Below are 25,636 nucleotides of genomic sequence, written 5' to 3' on the forward strand. Positions count from 1 at the left end.
GTTCCGTTTGCGCACTGTGACTTTTTGGAACATCAGTGTGAGCGATAGGAAGTGTTCAACGCAGGCTGTGCGCGCCAAACTCTGCGCACCTATCCGCTGTCTTGAAGCCAGATTGACGTAGGGGACACCGGAAGAGCGATAACCGCCTCAAAGGAGACAATGTGTCAGACACCCTATCCACAGCCGAGGCAACGGAGGCCTCGACCAGAGCGTATCTTCGAAGTCGCATCGCCGGGTGTATCGGGCATGCCATCGAATGGTTCGATTTCTCGATATACGCCAATCTCGCCATTTTCTTCGGCGCGCAACTTTTTCCCGCCGACAACCAGAGCTCCGCGCTTCTGGCCGCTTTCGGCGTATATGCACTCGGATTCGTGATGCGGCCAGTCGGCGGATGGCTGCTCGGTGTCGTCGCCGACCGTTACGGCCGTAAAACGGCGCTCACCGTGTCCGTCACGTCAATGGCCTTCGGTTCGCTCATGATTGCCGTCTTGCCGACGTACGCGACGATTGGACTTGCCGCACCGCTCATCGCAACGGTCGCGCGTTTGTTGCAGGGCTTGTCGGTGGGCGGCGAATTTGCCGCGGCCTGTTCTTTCCTCGCCGAGACAGCGCCGCCTGATAGACGCGGTTATCACGGCAGCTTCCTGTTTTTCGGCACCGGGATCGGACTTATTCTGGCATCAGGCATTACCTGGGCGCTGACGCAGTCGCTGAGCCATGACCAGATGGCGAGCTTCGGATGGCGCATACCGTTCGTTATCGGCGCCGCCGGAGGTCTGTTCGGATACTGGCTGCGTACCCGGGTCGCCGAAACGGAAGCGTTTACGAAAGCCGCGGAACAGCAGAACCAGCAAACCAGCGGTTCGATCCGGGCTCTGCTCGCCGATCATCGGCGCGAAGTGCTGACGCTGATCGGTACCAGCATTCTTGGCGCTTTCGCCTTCTATCTCTTCATCGTCTACGTTCCCGTGTATGCGATTCACCGCTCGGGTGCGCTGCCCGCGACCGCCTACGCGGCCAGTACCTGGAGCCTCATCGCGTTCACGGTGGTTCAACCGCTGTTTGGCATGCTCTCGGACCGGTTCGGCCGCCGCCCTCAACTGATCGTGATGGCCGCAGCGTACACGGTGTTTCTCTATCCGGTCGTACTGTCGGTCGGCGATACCTTCTGGTCCATTTTGCGCGTCGAACTGTTCGGCATGGTGCTCTATGCGCTGTACACGTCCATCGCACCGGCGGTAATGGCCGAGCTGTTCGACACCGACGTGCGGGCGCTGGGCATCGGCTTGCCGTTCAATCTCGTTGTCGCCGTGCTGGGTGGAACGACGCCGTATCTGATGACCTGGCTTCAGGAGCGCAGCCTGGAACGGTTCTTTCTGATCTACGTATGCGTGGGGTCGGCGATAAGCCTGGTCACCTACCTGGTAATGGCCGAAACCAACGGCAAGCGCATCGAGCGTTCGACGGTGGAGTCATGATCGCGGCGGCCTTCGAGCGACTGTCGCGACAGGCGAGGCAACAGACCGCGGCGAACGGGAGCCTCAGCTATGTGGACCTCGGCAAGGGCCAGCCGGTTGTCTTCGTTCACGGCGGGCACGGCGGCTGGTATCACTGGATAGTCAACATCGAGGCACTCGCGCAAGGGCGGCGAGTGATTGCCCCCGATCTTCCGGGCTTCGGCGCATCGTCGGCTCCCGCCGAAACTTTCTCGCTCGAAGTTGCCGGGCAACGTGTCTTCGATTTGCTGGACGAACTCGACGTCGGGCAGTTCGACCTCGTGGCATTCTCGTTCGGCAGTTGCGTTGCCGGATATATGGCGGCGAGCAGGCCTGAGCGGATTCGCACGCTCACACTGGTCAATCCCGCGGGCATGGGGCCGGTTTCGGCCTCACTGAGCCAGATTCAGAAAGAGGCTGCCGAGGTCGCTCGCAGTGTGGGCATGGAGGGCGGTGTGGAAGTCTCGCTGAAGAAAATCATGCTGTCGGATCCATCGCTGGTGACACCGGAACTCACGGCGCTCGCGGCGCGGCACGTTCGCGCAACCCGGGTTCTGACCCGGCCCATTGCCCGCAGCAATCCTACCCGGGCGCTTATCGAAAGAGTTCAGGCGCCGGTATGGCTGGTGCTCGGCTCGAAGGATCCGCATCAGGCTCACGAGGTGGCTGCGCGCGAGGGCTGGATTCACAGCCTTTCCGCAAGGAATCGTGCGTCGGTGCAAGCGGCCGCTCACTGGCTCCAGTACGAGCGCGCCGAGTGGTTCAACAGACATCTGAGCGAATTCATCTCCTAGCTCTTCACCGCTTTCATCGGGCGTAAGCCGATATTGCCCAACTCATCTCGGAACAGGCAGCCATGATACTGGAATCATTTGCAAAGTATGTTGAAGGGCAGGCGACAGCGGAGTTGACGCCGAACACGCTTCGCGCGGCCAAACGCGTGCTGATCGACTGGTTTTCAGCGCTATTGCCGGGTACTCAGGTCGCGCCCGGCATCCAGTTGTTGCAAGCGCATCGCGCCGAACTCGGACATGGACGATCGAGCCTGCCCGGCAACGAGACGACCGCGTTCGCGGCGACGGCAGCATGGCTCAACGGGAGCATCTCGCATGCGGTGGAATTCGACGACATTTTCCGCGACGCCATCTACCATCCAGGTTGCCCCACCATCGCGGCCGCTCTCGCACTCGCCGAGGATTCGCATGCCTCCGGTCTGCTGCTTCTGAAGTCGATCGTCGCGGGCTACGAGGTATCGACACGCATCGGAGCGGCGATCCAGCCGGCTCACTATCGGTTCTTCCACACCACCGGAACGGTCGGCTGCTTTGGCGCGGCAGCCGCGGGTGTTCTCCTGACCTCTCCCGGCGACGCTCAGGCGGCGTTGCACGCCATGGCCACATCGGCGACGTTTGCGTCGGGTCTGCAGCAGGCTTTCAGGTCCGATGCGATGACCAAGGCGCTTCACGCGGGACATGCGGCCTGGGTCGGCGTGACGTCGGCGCAAGGCGCGTCGGCCGGCGTGACGGGCGTGGCCGACATTCTCGAAGGAAGCGCCGGATTCGGCGCCGCGCTTTGCGACTCGCCCGATTGGCGTTCGGTAACGGACGGACTGGGCGACGTATTCAACATCGAGCGCATCACCCAGAAGAACCATGGTTGCTGCGGCCACACATTCGCAGCTATCGACGCCTTGCTCGATGCGATGAAAACCAGCGGACTACGCTGGGAGCAAATTGCCCGGGTGGTCGTCAGAACATACGCGCCTGCTCTTGAAGTCGCGGGTATTCGTGAGCCGAAGTCGGCATTTGAAGCGCGCTTCAGCTTGCCCTACGTTCTGGCACATGCGGCGGTGTACGGCTCGGTCCGTCTGGAGGCTTTTTCGGACGAACGTCTGCGCGATGGTCACGTGCGGGAGTGGATGAAGAAGATCGAACTGGTCGCGGACCCGGAAATAACCCGGAATTTTCCGAGGATGCGTGCTGCCCGCGTCGAACTGACGTCCGTCGATGGCAAGACAGTCGAGGCATTCGCGCCTTACCGGCGCGGTGACCCCGAAGCGCCGCTCAGCGACGCGGACATCGACGACAAGTTCCGGGAACTCGCCGAGCCCGTGATCGGCTCGCAAGCCGCTCACGAACTTCTGGAAAAACTGTGGCGGATGGAAGAACTCGACGTATCGGATCTGAACCTGTCGAACCTGTTGCCGGCAGGATTCAAGCGAGACCGCGACGGTCGCTAGAAGTGTGTTCCACCGGGGCCGGCGTGATTCGCCAATCAACTGGGCCCCGGATACGTTTAGCCCGGCATCGATTGAATTTCAGAACGAAGCCATGCTCTGAACGCCTCGACCTTCCGGGAGTGTTTCCGGTTGTCTGGAACCAGCAGATAGTAAGCGAGCTCGCGGGTCACCGGCCGGTCAAAAGGCCGGACCAGAACGCCGGTGGTCAGGTCGTTCGCAAGCAGCCGCGTTTGGCCGATGACGATGCCCATCCCTTCGATTGCGGCCTGGTACGCAAGCAGGGAATTCTGAAATCCTCCTCGCTGACGGCTCACCAATCCTTCCAGGTCGCCGCGGCCCACCGCTCGCAGCCAGTCGAACCAGTCGTTGCGCCGGTATCGCGACTGAAGCAGCCGATGATTGGCCAGGTCGTCGATAGTGGCGAGAGCTGGGCCGTTCTTCAACAGTTCCGGACTGCATACCGGTTCGATGACGTCATCGAACAGACGTTCGCAGTTGATGCCGGGCCAGTTGCCGTCTCCGAACTGAATGGCCGCATCGACCTGAACTTCGCTGAAATTGATCTTCGCGACGGTCGTGCTGAGTTCGACCGGGATGTTCGGCTGTGCCTTCTCGAATCGATGCAGCCGATGCATGAGCCATTTTGCGGCGAACGTGTTGTAGACCGATAACCGTAGCGGCTCTCCCTCCACGCGGCCGACGATCGTCTCGGTCGCGCTCACGATGGACGCGAACGCCGGCCCAATCTGCTTGTAGTAAGCCGCTCCCACCTTCGTGAGCTTGACGCCTCTGGGTCCCCGGTCGAACAGACTCACGCCGAGATAGTTTTCGAGCGTGGCGAGTTGCCTGCTCACGGCCGAATGTGTCACGTACATCTCCGCGGCGGCACTCGTCAGACTGCCCAATCGGGCGACGGCTTCGAAGACGTGAAGAGGGTTCAGGGGCGGGACTGTCCGGGGCATGAGATGTTCCAAAAAGTCACAGAAACGTACCGTATGCGAAGTAGTGTGTCAATCGACCGGCTGGAATAATCAATCGCATAGCAGTTCCACGGTCAAAGAGGAAAACATGGACTTCGCACTTACTGAGGAGCAGACCGCGTTCGCTGATGCAGTGCAGCGATTCGCGCGAGACACGTTGGCGGAAGGCGCACTCAAGCGCGCGCATCATGCCGGTTTCGATTTCGACGTTGCAGGGCAGCTTGCGGAGCAAGGCCTGCTCGGCATCACGATGAACGAAGAGGATGGCGGCCAGGGCGGCACCCTCATGGATGCGGTCATCGCGATTCAGGAAATCGCGCTGGTTTGTCCGAAGAGCGCGGACATCGTGCAGGCCGGGAATTTCGGGCCGATTCGCACGTTCGTCGAGTATGCGACGGCCGAGCAGAAGAAGCGCTATCTCAAGGATCTGCTCAGCGGGCGCAAAGTGATTTCGCTGGGCATGACGGAGCCCGGCGCCGGCTCGGCCGTCACGCAACTCAAGACGTCGGCACGGCGCGAGGGCGACGAGTACGTCATCAACGGGACGAAAATCTTCTCGACTCATAGTCCGGATGCCAGCCTGTTTCTCGTCTATTGCCGATTCGGTCCCGGTGTGGAAAACATCGGCTCCGTACTGATCGAAAAGGGTACGCCCGGATTTACGGTCGGTCAGCCGTCCAGCTTCATGAGCGGCGAAGAGTGGTCGCAGTTGTATATCGAAGAGTGCCGTATTCCCGCCGAGAATGTTCTGCTGGGACCGGGCGGATTCAAGAAGCAGATCTCGGGCTTCAACGTCGAGCGCGTCGGCAACGCATCGCGTGCGTTGGCGCTGGGGCGTTACGCTTTCAATACGGCGCGCGAGCATGCGCTGATCCGCGAACAGTTTGGCCGGCAGCTTTGCGAGTTCCAGGGGATTCAATGGAAGTTCGCCGATATGGCGCTGAAGCTGGAAGCCTCGCAACTGCTGCTCTATCGCGCGGCCAATGTTCCGAACGGCGAGTTGCCGACCGCGTACAACACGGCCATTGCAAAAGCGCATTGCAACCTGACGGGCTTCGATGTTTCGAACGAGGCACTGCAGGTCATGGGCGGCATGGGTTATAGCCAGGAGTCGCTGGTCGAATACTGCGTTCGTCGCACGCGTGGCTGGATGATCGCGGGCGGCTCGATCGAAGTGCTGAAGAACCGGATCGCCGAGAACGTGTTCCAGCGCCGCTTCGATCAGCGCAAATAAGAGGGGCGTCTAACATGGAGAACAGCATCATGCCCCAGGGCGAATCGCAGCGCAGGTCGCTGGCAGACGTGCTCCTTGCACCGCGCAGCGTTGCACTTGTTGGCGCATCGGACGACCCCTCGAAAACCGCGGCGCGTCCGCTCCGGTTTATCCGCCAGGCCGGCTTCGACGGTGACGTCTATCCCATCAATCCCAACCGCGACACCGTGCTGGGTGAACAGGCCTGGCCCAGTGTTCGCGCACTGCCGGTCGTGCCGGAGCATGCCTTCATTCTCACGCCGACCGACGCCGCGATCGACGCGTTGCAGGAGTGCGCCGAACTCGGTGTTCCCGTTGCCACGATTCTCGCCGCGGGCTTCTCTGAAAGCGGTCCGGAGGGCGAGGCTCGCGAGGAACGCGTACGGAAGATCGTTCAACGGACCGGGATTCGCGTGCTGGGCCCGAGCGGCCTCGGCATGGTCAACGTGCGCAGGAAGCTTGCGCTGACCGCGAACGCGGCGTTCGCGGAACCGGACCTGCCGGTGGGCGGAATCTTTGTCGCGTCGCATAGCGGCAGCATGATCGGGGCGCTCGTATCGCGAGGCAAGGAGCGCGGAGTCGGCTTTGCCGGGCTCGTTTCGGTCGGCAACGAGGTCGACCTGAGCGTCGGCGAAATTTGCGCGGCGACGCTGGACGACCCCCAGGTCACGGGCTACATGCTCTTCCTCGAGACCTTGCGGCACTCCGACAAACTTCGCCAGTTCGCCGTTCAGGCTGCGCAGAAAGGCAAGCCTGTCGTCGCCTACAAACTCGGCCGTTCGAGTGCGGCCGCGGAGTTGGCGGTCTCGCATACGGGAGCCCTCGCCGGCGAGGACGACGTCGCCGATGCTTTCCTGAGAGATTGCGGTATCGCACGCGTCGAAACGCTCGATGCGTTTCTCGAATGCCTGCCTCTGCTGGCATGCGTTCCCGTTGCCCAAGCCGCCACGGCGAGCAAGCCGCGCGTCGCGGTCGTGACGACGACCGGCGGCGGCGCGGCCATGGTCGTCGATCAGCTCGGAGTCCGGAACATCGAGGTCCAGCATCCGAGCGCGCAGACTTACGAGCGTCTGGCCGCTGCGGGCGTGAAGGTGAACAGCGGCCGCATCGTCGACCTCACGCTCGCGGGCACCCGCTATGACGTGATGAGCGCGGCCCTCGGCGTGCTGCGATCGGCGCCGGAATTCGACCTGGTCGTGGCGGTCGCCGGCTCCTCCGCGCGATTCTCTCCCGAGCTTGCGGTGCGTCCGATTATCGATAGCGCAACGCAGTCACCGGCGTTGCTTCCGCTCGCCGCGTTTGTCGTGCCGGACGCCCCCGAAGCGCTGCGGCGTCTGACCGCGAGCGGCGTGCCGTGTTTCCGCACGCCCGAGTCCTGCGCGGACTCGATCGCATCGGCCTATGCGCGACGCAGCCCGCTCGCGATCGTCGAGCCGGCCGCAGTCGAAGCGGGAGGTGCGCCGATACTTCTGGACGAGTTGGCGGCTTACGAACTGCTGGCGAAGGTCGGCGTCGTTCATGCGCCCGCCGTGGCGATCGACGTAACGGGCGACGGCAGTCTTCCGGATAACCTGCCGTATCCGCTTGCAGTGAAGGTGCTATCGGCCGACGTACCGCACAAGACGGATGTTGGCGGTGTCGAACTCGGCATCCGTGACGCCGGGCAACTCGATGCCGCGATCGAAAAAATCCGCGCGAACGTGGCCCGCAACGTCGAAGGGTTCGAACTGCAGCGCGTTCTTGTCCAGCAGATGACCCGGGGACTGGGCGAAGTTCTCATCGGATACCGTCGCGATGCGCAAGTGGGGCCGATTGTGATGCTGGCCTCAGGCGGCATCTTCACGGAGATTTACAGGGATCGCGCGCTGCGCCTCGCCCCCGTTACGCGGGAAGCGGCGCTCGAAATGATTTCCGAGGTCAAGGCCATGCGTGCGCTCGACGGCTATCGCGGCAAGGCACGCGGCGACCTCGAAGCACTGGCGGATGCCATCGTCGCTGTGTCGAAGCTGGCTACGCTGCCCGGTGCCCTGGTTCTGGAGGCGGAAGTCAATCCGGTGATGGTGCTCGAAGAAGGACAAGGTGTTCTCGCGGTGGATGCTCTCGTGAAGATCGGGGGCTAGTATGGACAGACGTTCAGGCCCTGAGTTCGAGGTGGCGGCGCAACCGGTTCGTTGTGAAAAGCATGGCGACATCGGTTTTCTCGTGATCGACAATCCACCCGTGAATGCAAGTTCGGTGGAAGTTCGCCGCGAACTGCTCGAAGGCATTCTTGCCCTCGGGAACGACGCCACGCTGCGCGGCATCGTCATCATTGGCGACGGAAGCACATTCATTGCCGGCTCGGACATACGCGAATTCGATGCCCCGATTCAGGCGCCGTCGTTGCCCGAGGTGATTCTCGCGATCGAGAATGCAGCCGTTCCGGTCATCGCTGCGATCCATGGTCATGCGCTCGGTGGCGGCTTTGAGCTGGCACTTGGTTGCGATGGGCGCATTGCGGTTTCCGGGGCGACGATGGGATTGCCCGAAGTCAGCCTCGGCATGATTCCCGGCGCCGGCGGAACCCAGCGCGTCGCATACATCACGGGCAAAGCGAAAGCCATCGAACTTGTCGCTTCCTCGCGCCGGCTGACGGCAGCCGAAGCGTTGCAGCTCGGACTCATCGACCAGCTCGTCGACGACGATCTGGCCGATGCCGCCGCACAGTTCGCGCTGACGTTCGCGGCAAGGAAGCGGCGGATTCGCGACCGCGAGGTTCCGTTTGCATCGGCCGGGGAAATCGAGTCGGCCATCGGCGCCGCCATGCGGCTGCGCAAGAACCTGCCTCATATCCAGCAGGCGGTCGACGCGGTCAACATGGCCGGCGACGTGCCGTTCGATGAGGCACTCTCACGGGAGCGCGCGGTTTTCGACGTGCTGCGCACGAGCGTTGCCGCGCGCGCATTCCGCCATCTGTTTTTCGCCGAGCGGGAGTGCCAGCGTTCGCGTTATGGCGGTCGTCCCGACACGGCGGGTATTCGTCGAATCGGCGTGGTCGGCGCGGGCACCATGGGTGTCGGCATTGCCGGATGCTTTGCCGACGCGGGCTATGAAGTCGTTCTGTTCGACACCCATGACATCGCACTGGCGGCAGTCGCGGAGAAGCTTCAGCGCACCTACGACTCGCTGCTGAAAAAGGGCAAGCTCGACGAACGCGAGATGCGCGAGCGGCTCGCACGAGTCCGTACGGTCAGCGATCTCGGGCAATTGAACAAGGTCGACCTCGCTATCGAAGCTGTTTTCGAAGATTTCGACGTCAAGCGCGACATCATGGCAAAGCTGCACGATGTCTTGCCGCCCGATGCCATTCTGGCTTCGAATACTTCGTATCTCGACCTCAACCGGCTTGCGGCGGACGCGGGTCGTCCACGCCGTACTGTGGGCCTGCATTTCTTCAGTCCGGCACAGGCGATGCGGCTTCTGGAGATCGTCGAAACGGAGCACACGGATGCCGCGACGGTAGACATCGCGATTGCAATCGCGAAACGTCTGGGAAAGGTGCCGGTGGTCGCTCGGGTCGCCGAAGGTTTTATCGGCAACCGTATTTTTGCGGCCTACCGCAAGCAGTGCGAGTACATGCTGGAAGAGGGCGCGTTGCCCGAGCAGATCGATGAAGCACTGGAGGAATTCGGCTTCGCGATGGGCCCGTTCGCCGTCGCGGATCTTTCCGGGCTCGACATCGCCTGGAAGATGCGTCAGCGCCTGAATGCGGTGAGCAGGCCCGCCCGCTATGTGACGATTCCGGACGCGTTGTGCGAAGCCGGCCGGTTTGGCCGCAAGACCGGTGCCGGGTATTACCTGTACGAGGCCGGTGGCCGGCGCGGTGTTCCCGATCCGGAGGTGCACACGATCATTGCTCGTGAGCAGCGGAAGAGGGGCATCGTTCCGCGCTCGCTGGGCAACGATGAAATCGTCGAGCGTGCGATGGCCGCCATCGTCAACGAAGCGGCGAAAGTGATGGAAGAGGGCGTTGCCTCTCGTACCAGTGATATCGACGTGGCGCTCGTGCATGGCTACGGGTTCCCGCGTTACCTGGGCGGCCCCGTTTTCTGGGCACGGCAGCGTGGTACTGACGAGATGCACGACATGATAAAGCGCGTGCAAGCCGCATCTGGCCCAGACTTCGTTGTGGGCGATATCGACGCGATGCTCGCAAAATGAAGGATCGGGCGAGCGTCGATCTCGCTCTGAACGACCGGACAGTAGAGGTGATGGAGTGAAAATTGTCGTGGCAGTGAAGCGTGTCGTGGACGCTAACGTGAAAGTGACGGTCGCCTCGGACAATTCGGGGGTGAACCTGAACAACCTGAAAATGGCGATGAATCCGTTCGATGAAATCGCCATCGAAGAGGCTGTCCGCCTGAAGGAAGCCGGCGTGGCGAGCGAGGTGGTCGCGGTGTCGGCAGGCGTCGTGCAATGTCAGGAGACGTTGCGTACGGCGCTGGCGATGGGCGCGGACCGGGCGGTGCTGATCGAGACCGACGTGGAGTTGCAACCGCTTGCCGTTGCCCGATTGCTGAAGGCTGTGATCGACCGGGAGCAGCCCGGGCTCGTGATCCTTGGCAAACAGGCCATCGACGACGATGCCAACCAGACCGGCCAGATGGTCGCGGCACTCACGGGATTTGCGCAGGCCACGTTCGCTTCCAGAGTGGTGCTCGAAGAGGGGCGGGCCATCGTATCGCGCGAAGTCGACGGGGGAATCGAGACGCTTTCAGTGCGATTGCCCGCGGTCGTCACCACCGACCTCCGGCTGAACGAGCCGCGCTACGTCACCCTGCCGAACATCATGAAGGCGAAGAAGAAGCCATTGGAATCCCTGAAGCCTGAGGATCTGGGTGTCGACGTCTCGCCTCGCCTGAAGACGCTGAGGGTCAGCGAACCGCCGAAGCGTGCGGGAGGCGTGAAAGTGCCGGACGTGATGACGCTGGTCGACAAGCTCAGGACCGAAGCCAGGGTGCTTTGAAGACAACCGCAGGTGGTGGAGAAAGGGGATATGACGATTCTGGTGATTGCCGAACACGACGGCAGGCAACTGAAGGCCGCAACATTCAATACGGTCGCCGCGGCCCAGAAGATCGGCGGCGAGATACACGTACTGATTGCAGGCCACAATGCCCAGGCGACGGCTGATGCGGCAGCGAAAATCGCGGGCGTCAGCAAGGTGCTGCTCGCCGACGCGCCACAACTCGCTGAAGGTCTCGCGGAAAACGTCGCGGCGACCGTGCTGAACATCGCGAAGGATTACTCGTACATCCTGGCGCCGGCAACGGCCTACGGCAAGAACGTCGTACCGCGTATCGCGGCGAAGCTGGACGTGGCGCAGATTTCAGACATCACAGCGGTCGATTCGGCCGACACATTCGAGCGCCCGATTTACGCTGGCAACGCGATCGCGACGGTGCAGTCGAGTGATCCGATCAAGGTCATCACGGTGCGCGCGACGGGTTTCGACCCCGTTGCGGCAGAAGGCGGTAGCGCATCGATCGACCGGGTCGAAGCGGCAGCGGACGCTGGCGTGTCGCAATTCGTGAGCCGTGAAGTGACGAAGCTGGACCGTCCGGAACTGACGGCAGCAAACATCGTCGTGTCGGGCGGCCGAGGCCTCGGCAGCGGCGAGCACTACACGAAGGTGCTGGAGCCGCTTGCCGATAAGCTGGGTGCTGCTTTGGGTGCCTCGCGAGCCGCCGTTGACGCGGGGTACGTTCCGAATGATTTTCAGGTCGGACAAACCGGCAAGATTGTCGCGCCGCAACTGTACATCGCGGTTGGCATTTCCGGCGCGATCCAGCATCTGGCAGGCATGAAGGATTCGAAGGTCATCGTGGCCATCAACAAGGACCCCGAAGCGCCGATCTTCAGTGTCGCCGACTACGGTCTCGTGGGCGACCTGTTCACAATCGTTCCGGAGCTTGTCGACGCGCTCGGGTAAAGCGGTGTCCATCGCTATCGAGCGTATTTGATTCTTGCAACGTGGCAGCCGGAGGGGCTCGTGAATGCAATGACTGGCTTTGAGATGCGCCGGCTGGCCGCGGCAGCTTCCGCGAATCAGGAAGATGCCTGTCTGTGGAGAACATTTTCACAACTGTACGAGGAACGGCGTATTCGCTGGTGTAACTCGCCGCAAGGATGGCTCGTATCGATCGATCACCGCCACCTCGCAAGCGAACCAAGTTTCGACGAGGCCATCCGCCGCGCCATCTCCCGACTGCAGTGGGCCGCAAGCCAGGCGCAATCGCCCGTAAGGAAGACACGTCGCGCTGTCGAAGGGAGTCCGTCATCGTCGCGCAGCTCTTCAGGCCGATAGTCTGCACGCCTGAACCGGCATGCTCGGGCGAGAACATGATCGAAGCGCCTGCATTGCGCAAGCGCTTCATGCTTTGAAATTGTGCGCCCGCCGGAACAGCTTTGGCCGCCAGCGGGCGCGCACAGGGCGATCGCCACAGGTACCGCGCTCAGGCGATCTCCGTGACCTTGATCAGCTTGTGATTGAGAAATTCGCCGATACCAAGTTCCGAAAGCTCGCGCCCAAAGCCGGAATTCTTGGTGCCGCCAAAGGGCGTTTCCGGTGCATCCATGAAGCAGGTGTTGATGTACACCATGCCGGAATCGAGCTGTGCCGCGACCTTTTGAGCATGCGCGGTGTCGGCGTCGAAAACATAGCCGCTCAGACCAAATCGCGTGGCGTTGGCGAGCTTGATGGCCTCTTCCTCGCTATCGACGACATAGAAGGACAGGACCGGACCAAATGCTTCCTGGTCGAACAGCGGATTCTCGGGCGAGATGTTCGTCATGATCGTCGGCTCCAGGAAAAAGCCGGGCCGCTCGACGCGCTTGCCGCCGAACACGACTTCCGCGCCCGCTGCCTTCGCATCGGCGATCTGCTGCAACAGCGTTGCCAGTGCGCGTTCGCTGACGAGCGGGCCGATATCGGTTGCCGCGTCGGTCGGATCGCCTACCCTGATCGCGGAGAATCGTTCTTTCAAGGCGGTCAGCATCTGTTCGCCGCGCTCCTTGCCGACCACGATGACGCGCTTGATGTTCACGCAACCCTGGCCTGAATTGAAGGTGCGGCCCATCACGACCTGCTCGATCGCGTGTTCGAGCGGCGCGCCCGGCAGGATCAGAGCGGGGTCGCTGCTGCCCAGTTCGAGGATCGTCTTCTTGACGTTGCGCCCGGCGCGTTCACCGACCGACATGCCGGCGCGCTCGCTACCGGTGAGCGCCACGCCGCGCACACGGAAGTCGTCGATGAGGTCCGCTATCTGCTCGACGCTGCAGAAGAGGTTGGTGTATGCGCCGAGCGGAGCGCCGGCTTCCTCGAACAGCCGCGCAAACGCAAGCGCGCACTGCGGCACGTTCGGTGCATGCTTCATTAGCACCACGTTTCCTGCGACGAGTTGCGGCCCCGCCACGCGGGCCAACTGATAGAAGGGGAAGTTCCACGGTTCGATCGCGAGGATGACGCCGATCGGCTCGGACACCACCATGGCGCCAGGCGCGTCGGGCAAAGTCCGCGTGGCGAGGAAGCGTTCGCCGTTCCTGGCGTAATAGTCGAGGATATCGGCGGCGAGATCGACTTCCATATAGCCGAAGCGCGTCACCTTGCCCATTTCGAGCGTCAGATAGCGCTGATATTCGTCGCGCTTTTCACGCAGGATCCGGGCGGCGCGGCCCACGATCCGTGCCCGCTCGGCGACTGGCCGCTTGCGCCAGTCGTCATGGAAGCACGCGTTCGCCGTTGCCAGCGCCGCGAAGACTTCCTCGTTCGAGAGAAACGGAAATTCCGGACCGGCTTCGCCGGTTGTCGGGTTGATTGTCTGAAAGCTCATGATTTCGATTCCTTTCCTTTTCCGGAGTCCTTGTTACTGGGCAGGTGGGCTCTGCTCGAAGCGGGCCGCACCCGTGAGCGGCGTGAACCAAGGCGCCGCATGGTCGGTATAAATCTCGACCTGTGGCCGAGCCGTTTCCATATGTTCGAGCGTGCCGGCTTTTACGATGGCGATGCCGGGCAGGTTCTCCGCTTTCGTCATGATCGGAGAACCGCACGTCGGGCAGAAATGACGGTGGAGCGACAAGCCGCTATCGCCGCGATCGACGAAGAAGCGAGTCTCGCCGTGCAGTTCGAAGTCGCTCTCCTGCATCAGCAGGTTGACCGAAAACGCACTGCCGCTCTGCTTCTGGCAGTGCGTGCAATGGCATATCACGGTTGTTTGCGGCTGGCCTTTGAGCGCGTAGCGTACGGCTCCACACAGGCAGCCACCTTGCTGGTCTTTCACGATTTCCTCCTTATAGGCCAAATGATCGAAAACGATTTCGTCAAAATACGGCCGAGATGACCCATATCAAGGGCGCTACGATGAGTTCAGGTTCTGGCGGCCGCTTTTCGAACCGGTTCCTGCTGCCCGCCGTGAGAGGACCGCAGTATCATCTCGGGCGACCAGACCTCCTGCAGGTCTTCGGCCGGACGTCCCGCCATGTGCGCGAGGAGCAGTTCGACCATCCTGCGTCCCGCGTCGAGAGCGGGAGCGGAAAACGTCGTCAGAGGCGGATTCAGATAGGGGCCGAGCGGATGGTTGTCGCAGCCGATCACCGCGACGTCGGTGCCCGCACGTTTGCCGACTTCGGCAATCGCCTGCATGGCGCCGGCCGCGATCAGATCGTGGCCGCACATGATCGCCGTCGGCGGATGCTTCATGGCGAGAAGCTGCCGCGCTCCGTTCAGGCCGCCGCTCTCGCCGAAGTCGGCTTCGATCACCAGGCCGGCTTCGTAGGGCAGCCCCGCGGCGCTTAGCGCGGCCCGGTAGCCTTGCCGCAGATGGTGGCTCATCATCAGATAGCCTGGCGTATTCAATAGCCCGATGCGTCGATGGCCGAGGCCGATAAAGCGTGCGGTGCCGTTCCTGCCGGCCACGGTCCTGTCGATGTCGACATAGGGAAAGGGCGCGCCTGTCTCGCTTCTGCCCAGCGTCACGAACGGCACTTTCTGTTCCTCGAGGTAGCGTATGCGGGGATCGGTGCGCCGTGTCCGACCGAACATCACCGCATCGACGCGATGCTTTTCGACAAGACGGCGGAAGCTGTCAATCTCCGTCTCCACGGTCCGCCCGGTGACGATGACGAGCTGGAACGGCGAATTCTCCAGGCCCTGATCGATGCCCGTCAGCAGATCGAGAAAGAGCGGATGCGCGAGGCCGCTTTGCTGAGGCGACAGGATAAAGCCGATGGTTTCGGACGTCTTGGTGCGTAGCCGCCTTCCGCTCGGGTCGGGGAGAAATCCGAGGTCTTGCGCCGTGGCCCGCACCCGGCGTTTGGTTGCGTCGCTCACGTCCGGGCGGTCGTTGAGAGCCTTGGAGACCGTGGACACCGACAGCCCCAGTTGCTGGGCCAGTCCGACGATGTTGATGCGCTGTGTCATGGCTGCCTTACCGAATCCGTGATCTGACGTTCAAGATGATCGGATTATAATCGAAATCGTTTTCGGACGTTTGTCGGTGGGGTCGTGGGGTGAGTTATGGTTGCCGCGGGCAGTTCATCGAGGGATAAGACACGCGGAAGAACCGGCATTAGCACGGCAATTTTGAGATGTACTGTACGGCGGTCGTGCTAAAAGGGCCATTCCATAGACCCTTTCTGAAACTGCATGAGCGCACAAAAATTATCCGTCTATACGCCGAGCGATGGGGAATGGCGGGAACAACCTAGAGACATCGCGTATGTGAAGACCCCCGCGAAGGGGGATCGCAATGGCCCGTCCACAATAGCGATTTCCGGCGTTGGCAGGACGCACGCAACGCGGGCGGCGATAGGGTTCTATTCTCCGATTACCGGGTTGTGAAAATCAATCCGATCAAGTTCGGGGTGCCGAAATGAGGATACTTTCGCGAGTGCGTCGCATCGGTGTCGCTGTCGTCGTGGTAATCGTCGGGTTCAATATCGTCCAATACATTGTCGACGCGCACGCAGGTACAACAGCATCCGAATGTAACAGCGTGATTTCACAAAGTGGCTTATATCGCGCCGAATCGTGCGTCACTGGCGGGAACGGGGACAATCGACATCCCGCCCAACTGGCGTGATCGGCTGCGCGCCATCCTGCCTTGACTTATACCTGTCCACGCCGTGCCAGCGCTTCAACATGCCTGACGCACTAAGGCCGAGCCCCGAGCGCCTGATACAGCGCCGCAGTATCGGCATAACGCTGCGCGGCGATTTTCGTGCGATCGAGTCCGGTCTGCAATTCCTGCCGCTGCGTATCGAGCAGCGTCAATTGACTGATGCCACCCGCCGCATAGCGTTCGCCGGCGATGCCCGCGCTGCGTTGCGCGCTGCGATGCGCATCGTCGAGCGCCTGCAATGCGAGCGCGTCCTGATCGAGCGCGCGCAGCGCATCGGCAACCTGCTGCAGTCCTTGCAGGACGGTTTGCCTGTACACGGCAAGCGCCGCTTGCAAGGCCGCTTCCGAGGAACGCTTGCGCGCCAGCAATTCGCCGCTATGAAAAAGCGGCTGCGTGAGACCCGCGCCGAAATTCCACACGTTGAAGCCCGTCAGCAGATCGGACACGCTCACACGTTCCGTCGCCGCGCTGCCCGATAACGTGATGCGTGGATACATATTGGCGGTCGCGACACCGACGTTCGCGCTGGCCTGATGCAGCAGTGCCTCGGACGCACGGATATCGGGCCGCTGCTGCGCGAGCGTCGAAGGCAACGTTAGCGGCAGATCGGTGGGCAGCACGAGCGTATCGAGATCGAGCGCGGCGAGGTCGTGCGTGGCTGCCAGTTCCGCTGGTGCGCGTCCCAGATAGATCGCGAGTTGATGGTCGGTCTGCGCGAGTTGCGTGCGCAAGGGCGGCAACGTCGCACGGGTCTGCTGCACGAGCGTGCGCTGGCTCAGCAGATCGACCTCGGAGATGCCGCCCGCGTGATAGCGGCGCTCGGCGATATCGAGTTGCTGCATTTGTACCGCGAGCAGCGCTTCGGTGAGCGCAATCTGCCGTGCGAGCGACGCGCGCCGGATCGCCGCCGTCACGACATTGCCCGCGACCGTCAAACGCGCGGCCTCGAGTTCGTATTGCTGATAGTCGACCTGCGCGGCCACGGCTTCGAGCGCGCGTCGATTCGCGCCGAACAGATCGAGCGTGTACGACACCGTAACCTGCGCGCTGTACAGCGTGAACGGCGCAAACGACCGGCCCTGCGTCAGTGCGCCGAAGCCGAGTGCCTCAGGATCGATTTTCTCGCGCGTGGCCGACAGGTTCGCATCGACTTGCGGCCACAGCGTGCCGCCTGCCTGCGCGCGATAGTCCTGCTGCGCTTCGTCGAGTTTCGCGCGGGCTTGCGCGAGTGTGGGGCTGTCGTCGAGCGCCTGCTGCACGAGGGCGTCGAGTGTCGGCGAACCGAAGGCGCGCCACCAGCCGTCGCCGGGCAGATCGGCCGGCACGAAGTGCTGCGCGCCGCCGCCGGGGCCGTCGGATGCAACCGTGCTTGCCGCAAGCGGTGCGGCGGTATAGCTCGATACGGCGGTGACGTCGGGGTGATGAAAATCCGGGCCAACCGTACACGCGCACAATGCCGCGCTCGCGGCGAACACGGCAAGCCGGCGTGCGTCGAAACGGCAAGCCGCGACCTTAACAATCACAGCACGAAAGGCGGTAGCGGCAGAAGCGATGAGAGCAGTGGCGGCGGAAGCGGAACACATGGCGGGCCATCCTCAATCGAGCGTACGCCGGTAGAACTTCACGGCAATACCCATCACGACGCACAGAAAGATCAGCAGCGGCCATACGTGCGGCCACATGTCGGCCCAGCCGACGCCCTTAAGCAGAATGCCGCGCACGAGCCGGTTGAAGTAGGTGAGCGGCAGCAGGTTGCCGATGATTTGCGCCCACTTCGGCATGCCCGCGAACGGGAACATGAAACCCGACAGCAGGATGTTGGGCAGGAAATAGAACATCGTCAGTTGCATGGCCTGCAACTGGTTTTGCGCGAGCGACGACAGCGTAATGCCGATCGTCAGATTGGCCGCGACGAACAGCAGTGCCGACAGATACAGCGCGATCAGACTGCCCTCGAACGGCACGCCGAATACGAAGCGCGCCGCCGCGAGAATGATGCTCACCTGGATCAGCCCGATCGCCACGTAAGGTACGATCTTGCCCGTCATCACTTCGAGCGGCAGCACCGGCGTGGCGAGCAGATTTTCCATCGTACCGCGCTCGCGTTCGCGCGTGATCGCGAGGCCCGTCATCATGACCATCGTCATTGTCAGGATCACACCCATCAGGCCGGGCACGACGTTGTATTGCGTGACGCTTTCGGGGTTGTAGAGCCGGTGCAACTGCACGTCGAATGCGGCGGGGCCGACCGCGAGCGCCGACAACGGACCCGTGAGGTCCTTCTGCAACACGGATTGCGCAATCGACGGCAGCGCACCGAGCGCGGTGCCGACTGCCGTCGGGTCCGTCGCGTCGGCCTCGACGAGCAGCGAGGGATGCGCACCCTTGGCGAGATCGCGCGTGAAGCCGACGGGGATGTTCAGCACGAACAGCACCTTGCCTTGCGCGAGCGCGCGGCGGCCAGACTCTTCATCGGGCAGCGTCGAGACGATGTCGAAGTAGTCGGAGTTGCGCATCGCCATGACGAAGCTGCGTGTGAACTCGCTGTGATCGGCGGCGATCACGGCGGTGGGCAGATGCTTCGGGTCGGTGTTGATCGCGAAGCCGAACAACGTCATCTGCATGATCGGCAGGCCGATGATCATCGCAAACGTGATGCGGTCGCGCTTCAGTTGCAGAAACTCCTTGCGCACGATGCTCCACCAGCGTGTCAGAGAAAAGCGTGGAAAGCGGCGGGCGGCGTTCACGATGCTTGACCCGTAGAAGGCGTTGCGTAGTTGTCGGTCGAGCGGTTCATCATGAAGATGAAGACGTCTTCCAGGCCCGTTGGCTGTCTTTCGATTCGCAGCGTCGTATTCGAGCCGGCCAACTGTTCGAGCGTCGCATGCAGCTCGGGCGTATCTGGGCCGCTCACGTGCAGCGACGAACCGAACGCGACCGTCTGTTCGACGCCGGGCGAGCGGCGCAGTTGTTCGCCGAGTTCGACGAGATTCTGGCCGTACACGGCCCATGTCGCGAGCCCCTGCGAATCGATGACCTCTTGCGACGTGCCTCGCGCGAGCAGCTTGCCGTATGCGATGTAGGCGAGCTTATGGCAGCGCTCCGCTTCGTCCATATAGTGCGTGCTGACGAGCACCGAGATGCCGCTTGCGGCCAGGCGATGCAATTCTTCCCAGAAGTCGCGGCGCGCGCTCGGGTCGACGCCCGCGGTCGGCTCGTCGAGCAGCAGCAGTTCCGGCTCGTGCAGCATGCACGCGGCCAGCGCGAGGCGCTGCTTCCAGCCGCCCGACAGCGCACCGGCCAACTGTTTGGCGCGGCTCGCGAGGCCGAGCTGTTCGAGCGCGCGATCCACTGCGTCGCGGCGGTTCTTCATCTCGTACATACGCGCGACGAAGTCGAGATTTTCGCGGATCGTCAGATCGTCCCAGTAGGAGAAGCGCTGCGTCATATAGCCGGCGCGCCGCTTGATCTGCGCGCTCTCGCGCACGATGTCGTAGCCGAGACAGGTGCCGCTGCCGGAGTCGGGCGTGAGCAGGCCGCACATCATGCGGATGCAGGTGGTTTTGCCGCTGCCGTTCGGACCGAGAAAGCCGAAAATCTCGCCGCGCTGCACGCGCAGCGAGACATCGTTGACGACGTGCTTCGCGCCGAAATGCTTGTTCAGCCTGTGCACGTCGATGGCATAGGCGGGGTCGGCCGTGTTGCCGGCGGTTGCGTTCATTGCAGCGTCACCGTGACGGGTTGGCCGGGCCGCAGTTTCGGCGCATCGGCGGTCTGGGGTTGGGCTTCGACCATGAACACGAGCTTCGAGCGGCTTTCGTTGCTGTAGATCACGGGCGGCGTGTATTCCGCCTGGTCCGAAATGAAGCTGAGCGTGGCCGGTATATCGGCCGCGCAGCCGTTGCAATGGATCGATACGCGGCGGCCCGGCGCGAGGGAACCGACTACAGCCTCGGGCACGAAAAAGCGCACCTTGACGTTTTCCGGCGGCAGCATGCGCACCACGGGACTGCCAGCCGGCACCCACTCGCCGCTGCGATACATCGTGTCGAAGACGAGGCCGCCGTGCGGCGCGTGGATGCTTTTCTGATCGAGCTTCCATTGGGCCTGGCCGAGTTGGGCCTGGGCCGCGTCGACTTGCGCCTGCTGCGCGCGAATCTGTTCGATCCGTCCCGGCAGACGCGCGACGGCGAGCTGGCTTTGCAACTCGCGTACGTGCGCGGCGCTCGACAGCGCGTTCGCGCGCGAGTCGTCGAGCTGGCTTTGCGCGATGCCGCCCGCGCGTAATTGCTGTTCGTCGCGATGGTACTGGGTCGCGGCGCGCGCGGCGTCCGCCTCGGCCTGCACGAGTTGGGCGCGCGTCACGTCGACTTCGGACGGGCGCTTGCCGGTTCCAAGATCGGCAAGCTGGGCGCGTGCCGCGCGCAATTGTTCGTTGGCCTGTGCAACGGCCTCGGTTTCGTTTTGTGCTTCGAGCGCGAAGAGCGGCGTGTTCTCCGTGACGGTCTGTCCGCGCGAAACCGCGAGCTGGGTCAACTGTCCCGCCTGCGACGATGCAAGATAGAGGTACTCGCCCTCGACATAACCTTGCCAGGTGTTCGCCGGTTGCCGCGAACAGCCTGCACACGCGATGCAGAGTGTCAGCACGACGGCAAGCGACGCTTTGAGCGCGGACGGAGTCATGACGGCTTCCTTTTCGCGTGGGGCGCCGTGGGCGTCGATGCGGGCGTTGGGGTTGCGTTCATCCCGCACGTGAGCAGCGCGACGACATGGCGTTCGAGCGTTGCGCGATCGAACGAGGTGCTCGGGTTCAGGCGCTGCCAGATCTTCGCGGTTGCCTGCGGCAGCATCACAAGGGCAAGCACGGAATTGAACAGCAGCGACGGTTCGAGTTGCGCGTTCAACTGGCCCGACGCGCAGCCGCGTGCGATGTTCTGACCAAACCCCGCGAGCTTCTGCAAGGGGATGTGGACAAACGCGCGCTCGCGCAGCAACCCGCCTTCATTGACGATTTCGCGCAGCCATAGCGAGGGCAACCACGGCATTTTTTCGGTGACGTCGAACATGCGCTTGACGATGCCTTGCGTCAGCGCAAGCGGATCGTCGTGCTCGGGGTCGACCGGTTCCCAGATCGCCGCGAAGGCGGCGACGAGCTTTTCCTCGAACAGTGCGTCGAGCAGCTTTTCGCGCGTCTGGAACCAGTAATGCACCATCGCGGACGTCACGCCGCTCGCCGCCGCGATTTGCGCCACCGTCGTGTTGGCGATGCCGCGCTCGGCAAACAGCCTGACTGCGACATCGAGCAGATGTTCGCGCGCGTCGAAGTCCTGCGGATGAGGACGGCGACCCATGCGGGAGCGGATAGGTTGGGGTAGGCTCACGTCACTAATTGATGAATTAGTTAGTTTTAAGTCATTGATAGTAGGTCGCTTTCGCGGATGTTGAAGGAGGGAAAACCCTAGCGCGTGGGCCGCGTGGTGGCGAGGGCCTGTGTGCCGGGACCACGGTTTGTGGGCAGGACGCGTTGCCGCTTACCTGCTGCATGGCATGCCGCGATTACGTCGCATGTAATTGGCGCGTGCGGAAGCGGCCTCTACACGTCGGCTATCGCACGATCAATCCGGTGGTGCGCACCGTCAAGGAGATGCCATGTTTCGGCGTGCCATGTGACTGGAAGGTGCATCGCGGTTCGACCGTCACGCCCTCGATGCCGGTCATCCCGCTCGGCTTCGTTCGCGCAGGGGAAGTGTTGCGCTATTTCTCGATGGTTTCGACCGTAGGCAGGCCGCAAAATATTGGGTCGGCGCCGCGCGCAGAGAAGCCGCGAGAATCGTGTCGTGGCTGGGCAGGGCGCGCAACGCGGTGGCGAGAGTCGCGTCGGGCGCCGACAGATTGTCGGCCACTTTGTCCGGTGAGGTCTGATCGGACTCGGGCATGTAGATGTCGAGGCCGATCGCGAGCGTCTCTTCATCGATCTCGACGATGGTCACCGGCGGAGCGACGGGATGCGCAGGTGGTGCCGCTTGCCCACTGAAGCTTGATTTGCGGTTGCAAGGCACTTTGATGTTTTTCTGTGATTACGAGCCTCACTGAACGCGTCATCTATCTCCGTGGATATTCGCGTTTCGCACACAAATTTCGCTACTCTTTTTTTCTTGACCCTGCAAAGAAGATAGTGTTTGTATGTTTTCTCGAAATCGCGGCCCTTCATGATCATCGAGGCGTTGCGCAGGGTTTTCTTCGTATCGCACGCGTTGACTTCGCGATTCAATTGTCGCTGACAAACGGCCACACATTAATTTCGATGACGTTTATGTCAAAGATTTCCACCGTCTCTTCTCAAAGGTGAAATACATGAGTTCAATTAATAAAGCGGGGTCATCCAGCCATAGTCCAGGCGGCATAGCCGCGAATACTGAGCAAACACACGAGACTCGGAATCAAGGTCAAGCTCCTACAATCAGGCGCCAGGAGAGCCAAGGGGTCATCATAGGGAGACTGCAGAGTCTTCGCCGCATGGGAAGCGGACTATTGAGATCTAATCGTCAACCAGGAGGGGAAGTACCACCTGTTCCACCGTTGCCGCCAGGGTTTGCGGCATCTACCTCGAACCGGAGACACTCCGTTGACTCTGTTTCAGTGACGTCGACGCTCATCGAAGGCCTGAATACGTTGGGGTACGATGAGCAACGGCCATCGCGGGCCTCCGGCGACGGTCAGATAACGGGTCCATCCCGGGAGTCGCGCGTATCCAGAATGGGGCGAGCGATGACGCGGGTTGGCCACACTCCTCCGGAAAAGTTGAATGCGGCGGCACGCGATGAAATCGCCCGCGGGGATGGCGCTAAACTTCGGCAAGCGCTCGCGAATGGAGCCGATCCGACCGCCCAGTCCTCCGAACATAAGAACAATGCTTTCCACTTTCTTGCAAAGAACCCAACTACGGACACGATCCGGATCCTGCGGGATTGGGGACTCACAAACCCAGACCGGAAGCCCCTGCTAGGCGACGCGCTGCGGGCCCTGAATTCGAAAGGCCGATCTCCGCTTCACGTCATGCAATTCAACATTGGCCGAGCGCACGAAGCTAATGATGGAAAAAGCGCGCGGCTTCTCACGGAAGCGTTTAACCAGCTTTCGCCTTATGCCGGAAACCTTGAGAACCTTGTCGATGGTGCCGGCAGACATCTGAGCGAAATGCAGGCTCTCGGGCAACAGGCTCAGGTGCAACGCCGACGGGTGGATGAAACGGCCATAAGCAATCTGCAAGATGCCGGTTTTTTGTAACACCCGGTTTTGCTTTTGGCGACAGTAGCCAGGAAGGAGTATGACTAAGCGTCGGCGTGCGGAATGAACCTTGGCGATGCGCCGAAACAGCGGCGCATCGCCCGCAGCATAGTCTCTGCTTCGGGCTTGCGTTTAAAGCGAAGACATTACCCTGCCAGACAATGGGCCGACTGGTGCTACACGTCAAGCTACCATTGCCGACAGTGCTGTCTTCTTCGACATCGATCTTGCTCTCTCAACTCCTTTGTCATCATCGCCTCGCTCAAAATCGGGGCGAAGACTGACGCCGGAGCGTTACGTCATTCCAATCATCCAATAGCCGGAGACTTCGCACCACCAGCGACGCAGGCGGAGCAGCAAGGCAGGCGCGACGGCTGGGATGAACGTGGAGGCAGCGCAACCCGCCGCCGGGACGATATCGATCGGCACACTCGCCATCAAGCCTATAGCCTTCGCAGCGCAAACGGGCCGGCAGCCAGTTGCTGGCGCAGAAACTCGATCGCCACGCGCACCTTTGCCGAAGCCGAAGAACGTGCGGTCGACACGGCCCATACGTCGGCCGGGCGCGAGTAATCGGGAAGGATGCGCACGAGCGCGCCCGACTCGATGCTCTCGGCGACATCCCACTCGGATGCCATGATGATGCCGTGTCCGTCGTGCGCCCATTCGCGCACGATGTCGCTCTGGTTCGACGCCATCGGCCCCGTCACCTTCACGAACTCCGCGCCGTTCGGCCCGTTCAGTTGCCACACGCCGAATGCCTGCTGACGATCGCGAAATGCCAGGCAGTCGTGCTGGACCAGGTCGGGCAGCGATTTGGGCGCTCCGTGCTTCTCGACATAGCTCGGCGAGGCACACAGTACGCGCGTACTCTCGGACACCTTGTGCGGAATGACGGCCGCTTCCTGGACTTCCCCCACGCGGATGTCGAGGTCGAAGTTCTCTCCGACGAGGTCCACGCGCCGATCGACGAGTTCGAGCCAGATTTCGAGTCCGGTATGGCGCTCGCGCAGCATCGAGAGAATCGGCGTGACATGCAGCCGTCCGAGCCGGAGGCTGGTGCTGATCCGCAAGGTGCCGCGCGGTTCGCGCTCGCCGCCGGCGAGCAGGTCGTTCATCTCGACCACTTCCTCGAGAATGCGACGCGCGCGGCTGTAGGCGATATCGCCGTCTTCCGTCACGGCGACGCGCCGCGTCGTGCGATGAAAGAGCTGTACGCCCCACATGGCTTCCAGTGCGGCGATGCGCTTGCTGACGTAGGGCGGCGAGGTGCCGAGTTCGGTCGCCGCCGCAATGAAGCTCCCACGCCGGGCGACCGCGCAAAGCACGCGCAGATCGCGAAGATAAAGTTCATTATTCATCTTCAGGTTATTTATGTGATATCAGATCGATAAATAATAACCGATCAAGTTCATAGTAATGTGTCGCCATACGATCCGGCGCGCATCGTGCGTGGCCGGCAACACAGGAGACACGTCATGGCCGCGGGCCACGCATTCCTTGCCATCTGGCACGACATCGAAACAGGCGAGACGCAGGCGTTCGAGCGCTGGCATACGCGCGAGCATATGCCGGAGCGCATCGGCATTCCGGGCTTTCTTGCCGCGCGCCGCTACGTCAACTGGTCGCTGCCGAAGCATGGCTGCTTCACGCTGTACGACGGCGCGCATATCGAAACCTTCCGCTCGCCGGGCTATCTCGCGCGCCTGAACGATCCGACCGAATGGTCGAAGCGCATGCATCCCGTCTTCCGCAATTTCATTCGCGGCGCCTGCGTGGTGACCGCGGGCATGGGCGATGGGGTGGGCGGCGCGTGCTCGACCTATCGCCTGACGCTCGACGCAAGCCGCCGTGACGACGTCATGCGCGTTTGCGCCGGCGCGCTGTACGACATCGCGGCCATCGACGGTGTGATTAGCGTGCGTCTCGGCTCGAACGTCGCCGACGTGACGAGCGTGCGCACGAAAGAGACCGAGCTGAAAGGCCCCAATCGGGAAGACGTATTCGATGCGGTCGTCATCGTGGAGGGTCTCGGTCTCGACGAACTCGGGGCGGCGCGCGAACGCGTGCTCGCTGCGTTGCGCACGGAAGGACTACTCGATATCGAAGCGGCCGATTACCGGCTTTCGCAATTGCTGTCGCACGCTCGCTGAACTTCGCATGCACACGCTTTTCTGAGCGCAGCTGGTGCTCAGGATTTCAAGCGGAAAAAAGGAGGAGAC

20 protein-coding genes and 2 pseudogenes are annotated in these 25,636 nt (G+C 62.2%); 11 read left to right on the plus strand and 11 right to left on the minus strand.

Annotation, left to right across the window (positions count from 1 at the left end):
• Positions 1 to 161: 161 nt before the first annotated feature.
• The 3 genes from F3J20_RS11330 (at position 162) to F3J20_RS11340 (ending at position 3,738) form a co-directional block, all read left to right on the plus strand.
• Entirely contained in the window at positions 162 to 1,481 is a 1,320-nt protein-coding gene (locus F3J20_RS11330; RefSeq protein WP_167048509.1) for an MFS transporter, read from the plus strand.
• Entirely contained in the window at positions 1,478 to 2,293 is an 816-nt protein-coding gene (locus F3J20_RS11335) for an alpha/beta fold hydrolase (protein ID WP_167048511.1), read from the plus strand. The genes F3J20_RS11330 and F3J20_RS11335 overlap by 4 nt, the downstream gene beginning before the upstream one ends.
• Positions 2,294 to 2,355: 62 nt before the next feature.
• Positions 2,356 to 3,738 (plus strand): MmgE/PrpD family protein, encoded by a 1,383-nt coding sequence (locus F3J20_RS11340; RefSeq protein ID WP_167048513.1) that lies wholly within the window; start codon positions 2,356 to 2,358, stop codon positions 3,736 to 3,738.
• A gap of 56 nt (positions 3,739 to 3,794) precedes the next feature.
• Here the strand turns inward: F3J20_RS11340 and gcvA are convergent, their stop codons facing one another.
• The gene (gcvA, locus tag F3J20_RS11345; RefSeq protein ID WP_167048515.1) at positions 3,795 to 4,700 is read right to left on the minus strand and encodes a transcriptional regulator GcvA; all 906 of its coding nucleotides are present in this window, start codon (positions 4,698 to 4,700) and stop codon (positions 3,795 to 3,797) included.
• A 106-nt stretch (positions 4,701 to 4,806) separates the two neighbouring features.
• Here gcvA and F3J20_RS11350 point away from each other — a divergent pair, with 106 nt between their 5' ends.
• Genes F3J20_RS11350 through F3J20_RS11370 form a run of 5 tightly spaced genes read left to right on the plus strand, consistent with a single transcriptional unit; the run spans position 4,807 to position 11,941 of the window.
• Complete coding sequence (locus tag F3J20_RS11350) at positions 4,807 to 5,952, plus strand: acyl-CoA dehydrogenase family protein (RefSeq protein ID WP_167048517.1); 1,146 nt, start codon at positions 4,807 to 4,809, stop codon at positions 5,950 to 5,952.
• 29 nt (positions 5,953 to 5,981) lie between these two features.
• Positions 5,982 to 8,090, plus strand: coding sequence for an acetate--CoA ligase family protein (locus F3J20_RS11355; protein WP_167048528.1), 2,109 nt, complete (start codon positions 5,982 to 5,984; stop codon positions 8,088 to 8,090).
• A 31-nt stretch (positions 8,091 to 8,121) separates the two neighbouring features.
• The gene (locus tag F3J20_RS11360) at positions 8,122 to 10,170 is read left to right on the plus strand and encodes a 3-hydroxyacyl-CoA dehydrogenase NAD-binding domain-containing protein (RefSeq protein WP_345889869.1); all 2,049 of its coding nucleotides are present in this window, start codon (positions 8,122 to 8,124) and stop codon (positions 10,168 to 10,170) included.
• Between the two features lie 55 nt (positions 10,171 to 10,225).
• Positions 10,226 to 10,975 carry an electron transfer flavoprotein subunit beta/FixA family protein gene (locus F3J20_RS11365; protein WP_167048532.1) on the plus strand — a complete coding sequence of 250 codons (750 nt, stop codon included), beginning with the start codon at positions 10,226 to 10,228 and terminating at the stop codon, positions 10,973 to 10,975.
• Between the two features lie 30 nt (positions 10,976 to 11,005).
• Positions 11,006 to 11,941: an FAD-binding protein gene (locus tag F3J20_RS11370; RefSeq protein ID WP_167048534.1), complete on the plus strand. Its 936-nt coding sequence runs from the start codon at positions 11,006 to 11,008 to the stop codon at positions 11,939 to 11,941.
• A 523-nt stretch (positions 11,942 to 12,464) separates the two neighbouring features.
• Here F3J20_RS11370 and F3J20_RS11375 read toward each other — a convergent pair.
• From F3J20_RS11375 to F3J20_RS11385, 3 genes are all read right to left on the minus strand, one after another.
• Positions 12,465 to 13,841, minus strand: coding sequence for an aldehyde dehydrogenase family protein (locus F3J20_RS11375; protein WP_167283392.1), 1,377 nt, complete (start codon positions 13,839 to 13,841; stop codon positions 12,465 to 12,467).
• Positions 13,842 to 13,874: 33 nt separating this feature from the next.
• Entirely contained in the window at positions 13,875 to 14,288 is a 414-nt protein-coding gene (locus F3J20_RS11380) for a GFA family protein (protein ID WP_167048538.1), read from the minus strand.
• Positions 14,289 to 14,374: 86 nt separating this feature from the next.
• Entirely contained in the window at positions 14,375 to 15,427 is a 1,053-nt protein-coding gene (locus F3J20_RS11385) for a LacI family DNA-binding transcriptional regulator (protein WP_205193278.1), read from the minus strand.
• 317 nt (positions 15,428 to 15,744) lie between these two features.
• Here F3J20_RS11385 and F3J20_RS32090 point away from each other — a divergent pair.
• Positions 15,745 to 15,882, plus strand: a pseudogene (locus tag F3J20_RS32090) (DUF6402 family protein); the annotation flags it as partial.
• Positions 15,883 to 16,159: 277 nt separating this feature from the next.
• On the opposite strand, the gene F3J20_RS11390 reads toward F3J20_RS32090, so the two are convergent.
• From F3J20_RS11390 to F3J20_RS11410, 5 genes are read right to left on the minus strand one after another with little or no spacing between them, the layout of a single operon-like run.
• The gene (locus F3J20_RS11390) at positions 16,160 to 17,710 is read right to left on the minus strand and encodes an efflux transporter outer membrane subunit (protein WP_240159269.1); all 1,551 of its coding nucleotides are present in this window, start codon (positions 17,708 to 17,710) and stop codon (positions 16,160 to 16,162) included.
• Between the two features lie 12 nt (positions 17,711 to 17,722).
• Positions 17,723 to 18,874 (minus strand): ABC transporter permease, encoded by a 1,152-nt coding sequence (locus F3J20_RS11395; protein ID WP_167048542.1) that lies wholly within the window; start codon positions 18,872 to 18,874, stop codon positions 17,723 to 17,725.
• A complete protein-coding gene (locus tag F3J20_RS11400) occupies positions 18,871 to 19,848 on the minus strand; it encodes an ABC transporter ATP-binding protein (protein ID WP_167283393.1) in 978 nt (325 codons plus the stop codon). Before F3J20_RS11400 ends, F3J20_RS11395 begins: the two co-directional genes overlap by 4 nt.
• On the minus strand, positions 19,845 to 20,810 hold the full coding sequence (locus F3J20_RS11405; RefSeq protein ID WP_167048546.1) for an HlyD family efflux transporter periplasmic adaptor subunit: 966 nt from the start codon (positions 20,808 to 20,810) through the stop codon (positions 19,845 to 19,847). Before F3J20_RS11405 ends, F3J20_RS11400 begins: the two co-directional genes overlap by 4 nt.
• Positions 20,807 to 21,478 carry a TetR/AcrR family transcriptional regulator gene (locus F3J20_RS11410; protein ID WP_167048548.1) on the minus strand — a complete coding sequence of 224 codons (672 nt, stop codon included), beginning with the start codon at positions 21,476 to 21,478 and terminating at the stop codon, positions 20,807 to 20,809. Before F3J20_RS11410 ends, F3J20_RS11405 begins: the two co-directional genes overlap by 4 nt.
• 308 nt (positions 21,479 to 21,786) lie before the next feature.
• Here F3J20_RS11410 and F3J20_RS32095 point away from each other — a divergent pair.
• Positions 21,787 to 21,924 (plus strand): annotated as a pseudogene (locus F3J20_RS32095) (transcriptional regulator); the annotation flags it as partial.
• A gap of 1,205 nt (positions 21,925 to 23,129) precedes the next feature.
• Here F3J20_RS32095 and F3J20_RS11420 read toward each other — a convergent pair.
• On the minus strand, positions 23,130 to 23,417 hold the full coding sequence (locus F3J20_RS11420) for a hypothetical protein (RefSeq protein ID WP_167048550.1): 288 nt from the start codon (positions 23,415 to 23,417) through the stop codon (positions 23,130 to 23,132).
• Between the two features lie 440 nt (positions 23,418 to 23,857).
• Positions 23,858 to 24,775 carry a LysR family transcriptional regulator gene (locus tag F3J20_RS11425; protein WP_167048552.1) on the minus strand — a complete coding sequence of 306 codons (918 nt, stop codon included), beginning with the start codon at positions 24,773 to 24,775 and terminating at the stop codon, positions 23,858 to 23,860.
• Positions 24,776 to 24,892: 117 nt separating this feature from the next.
• Here F3J20_RS11425 and F3J20_RS11430 point away from each other — a divergent pair, with 117 nt between their 5' ends.
• Entirely contained in the window at positions 24,893 to 25,567 is a 675-nt protein-coding gene (locus tag F3J20_RS11430) for a hypothetical protein (RefSeq protein ID WP_167048554.1), read from the plus strand.
• The last annotated feature ends 69 nt before the right edge of the window (positions 25,568 to 25,636 follow it).

Source organism: Paraburkholderia sp. Cy-641 (assembly GCF_011752945.1).
Classification (GTDB): domain Bacteria; phylum Pseudomonadota; class Gammaproteobacteria; order Burkholderiales; family Burkholderiaceae; genus Paraburkholderia.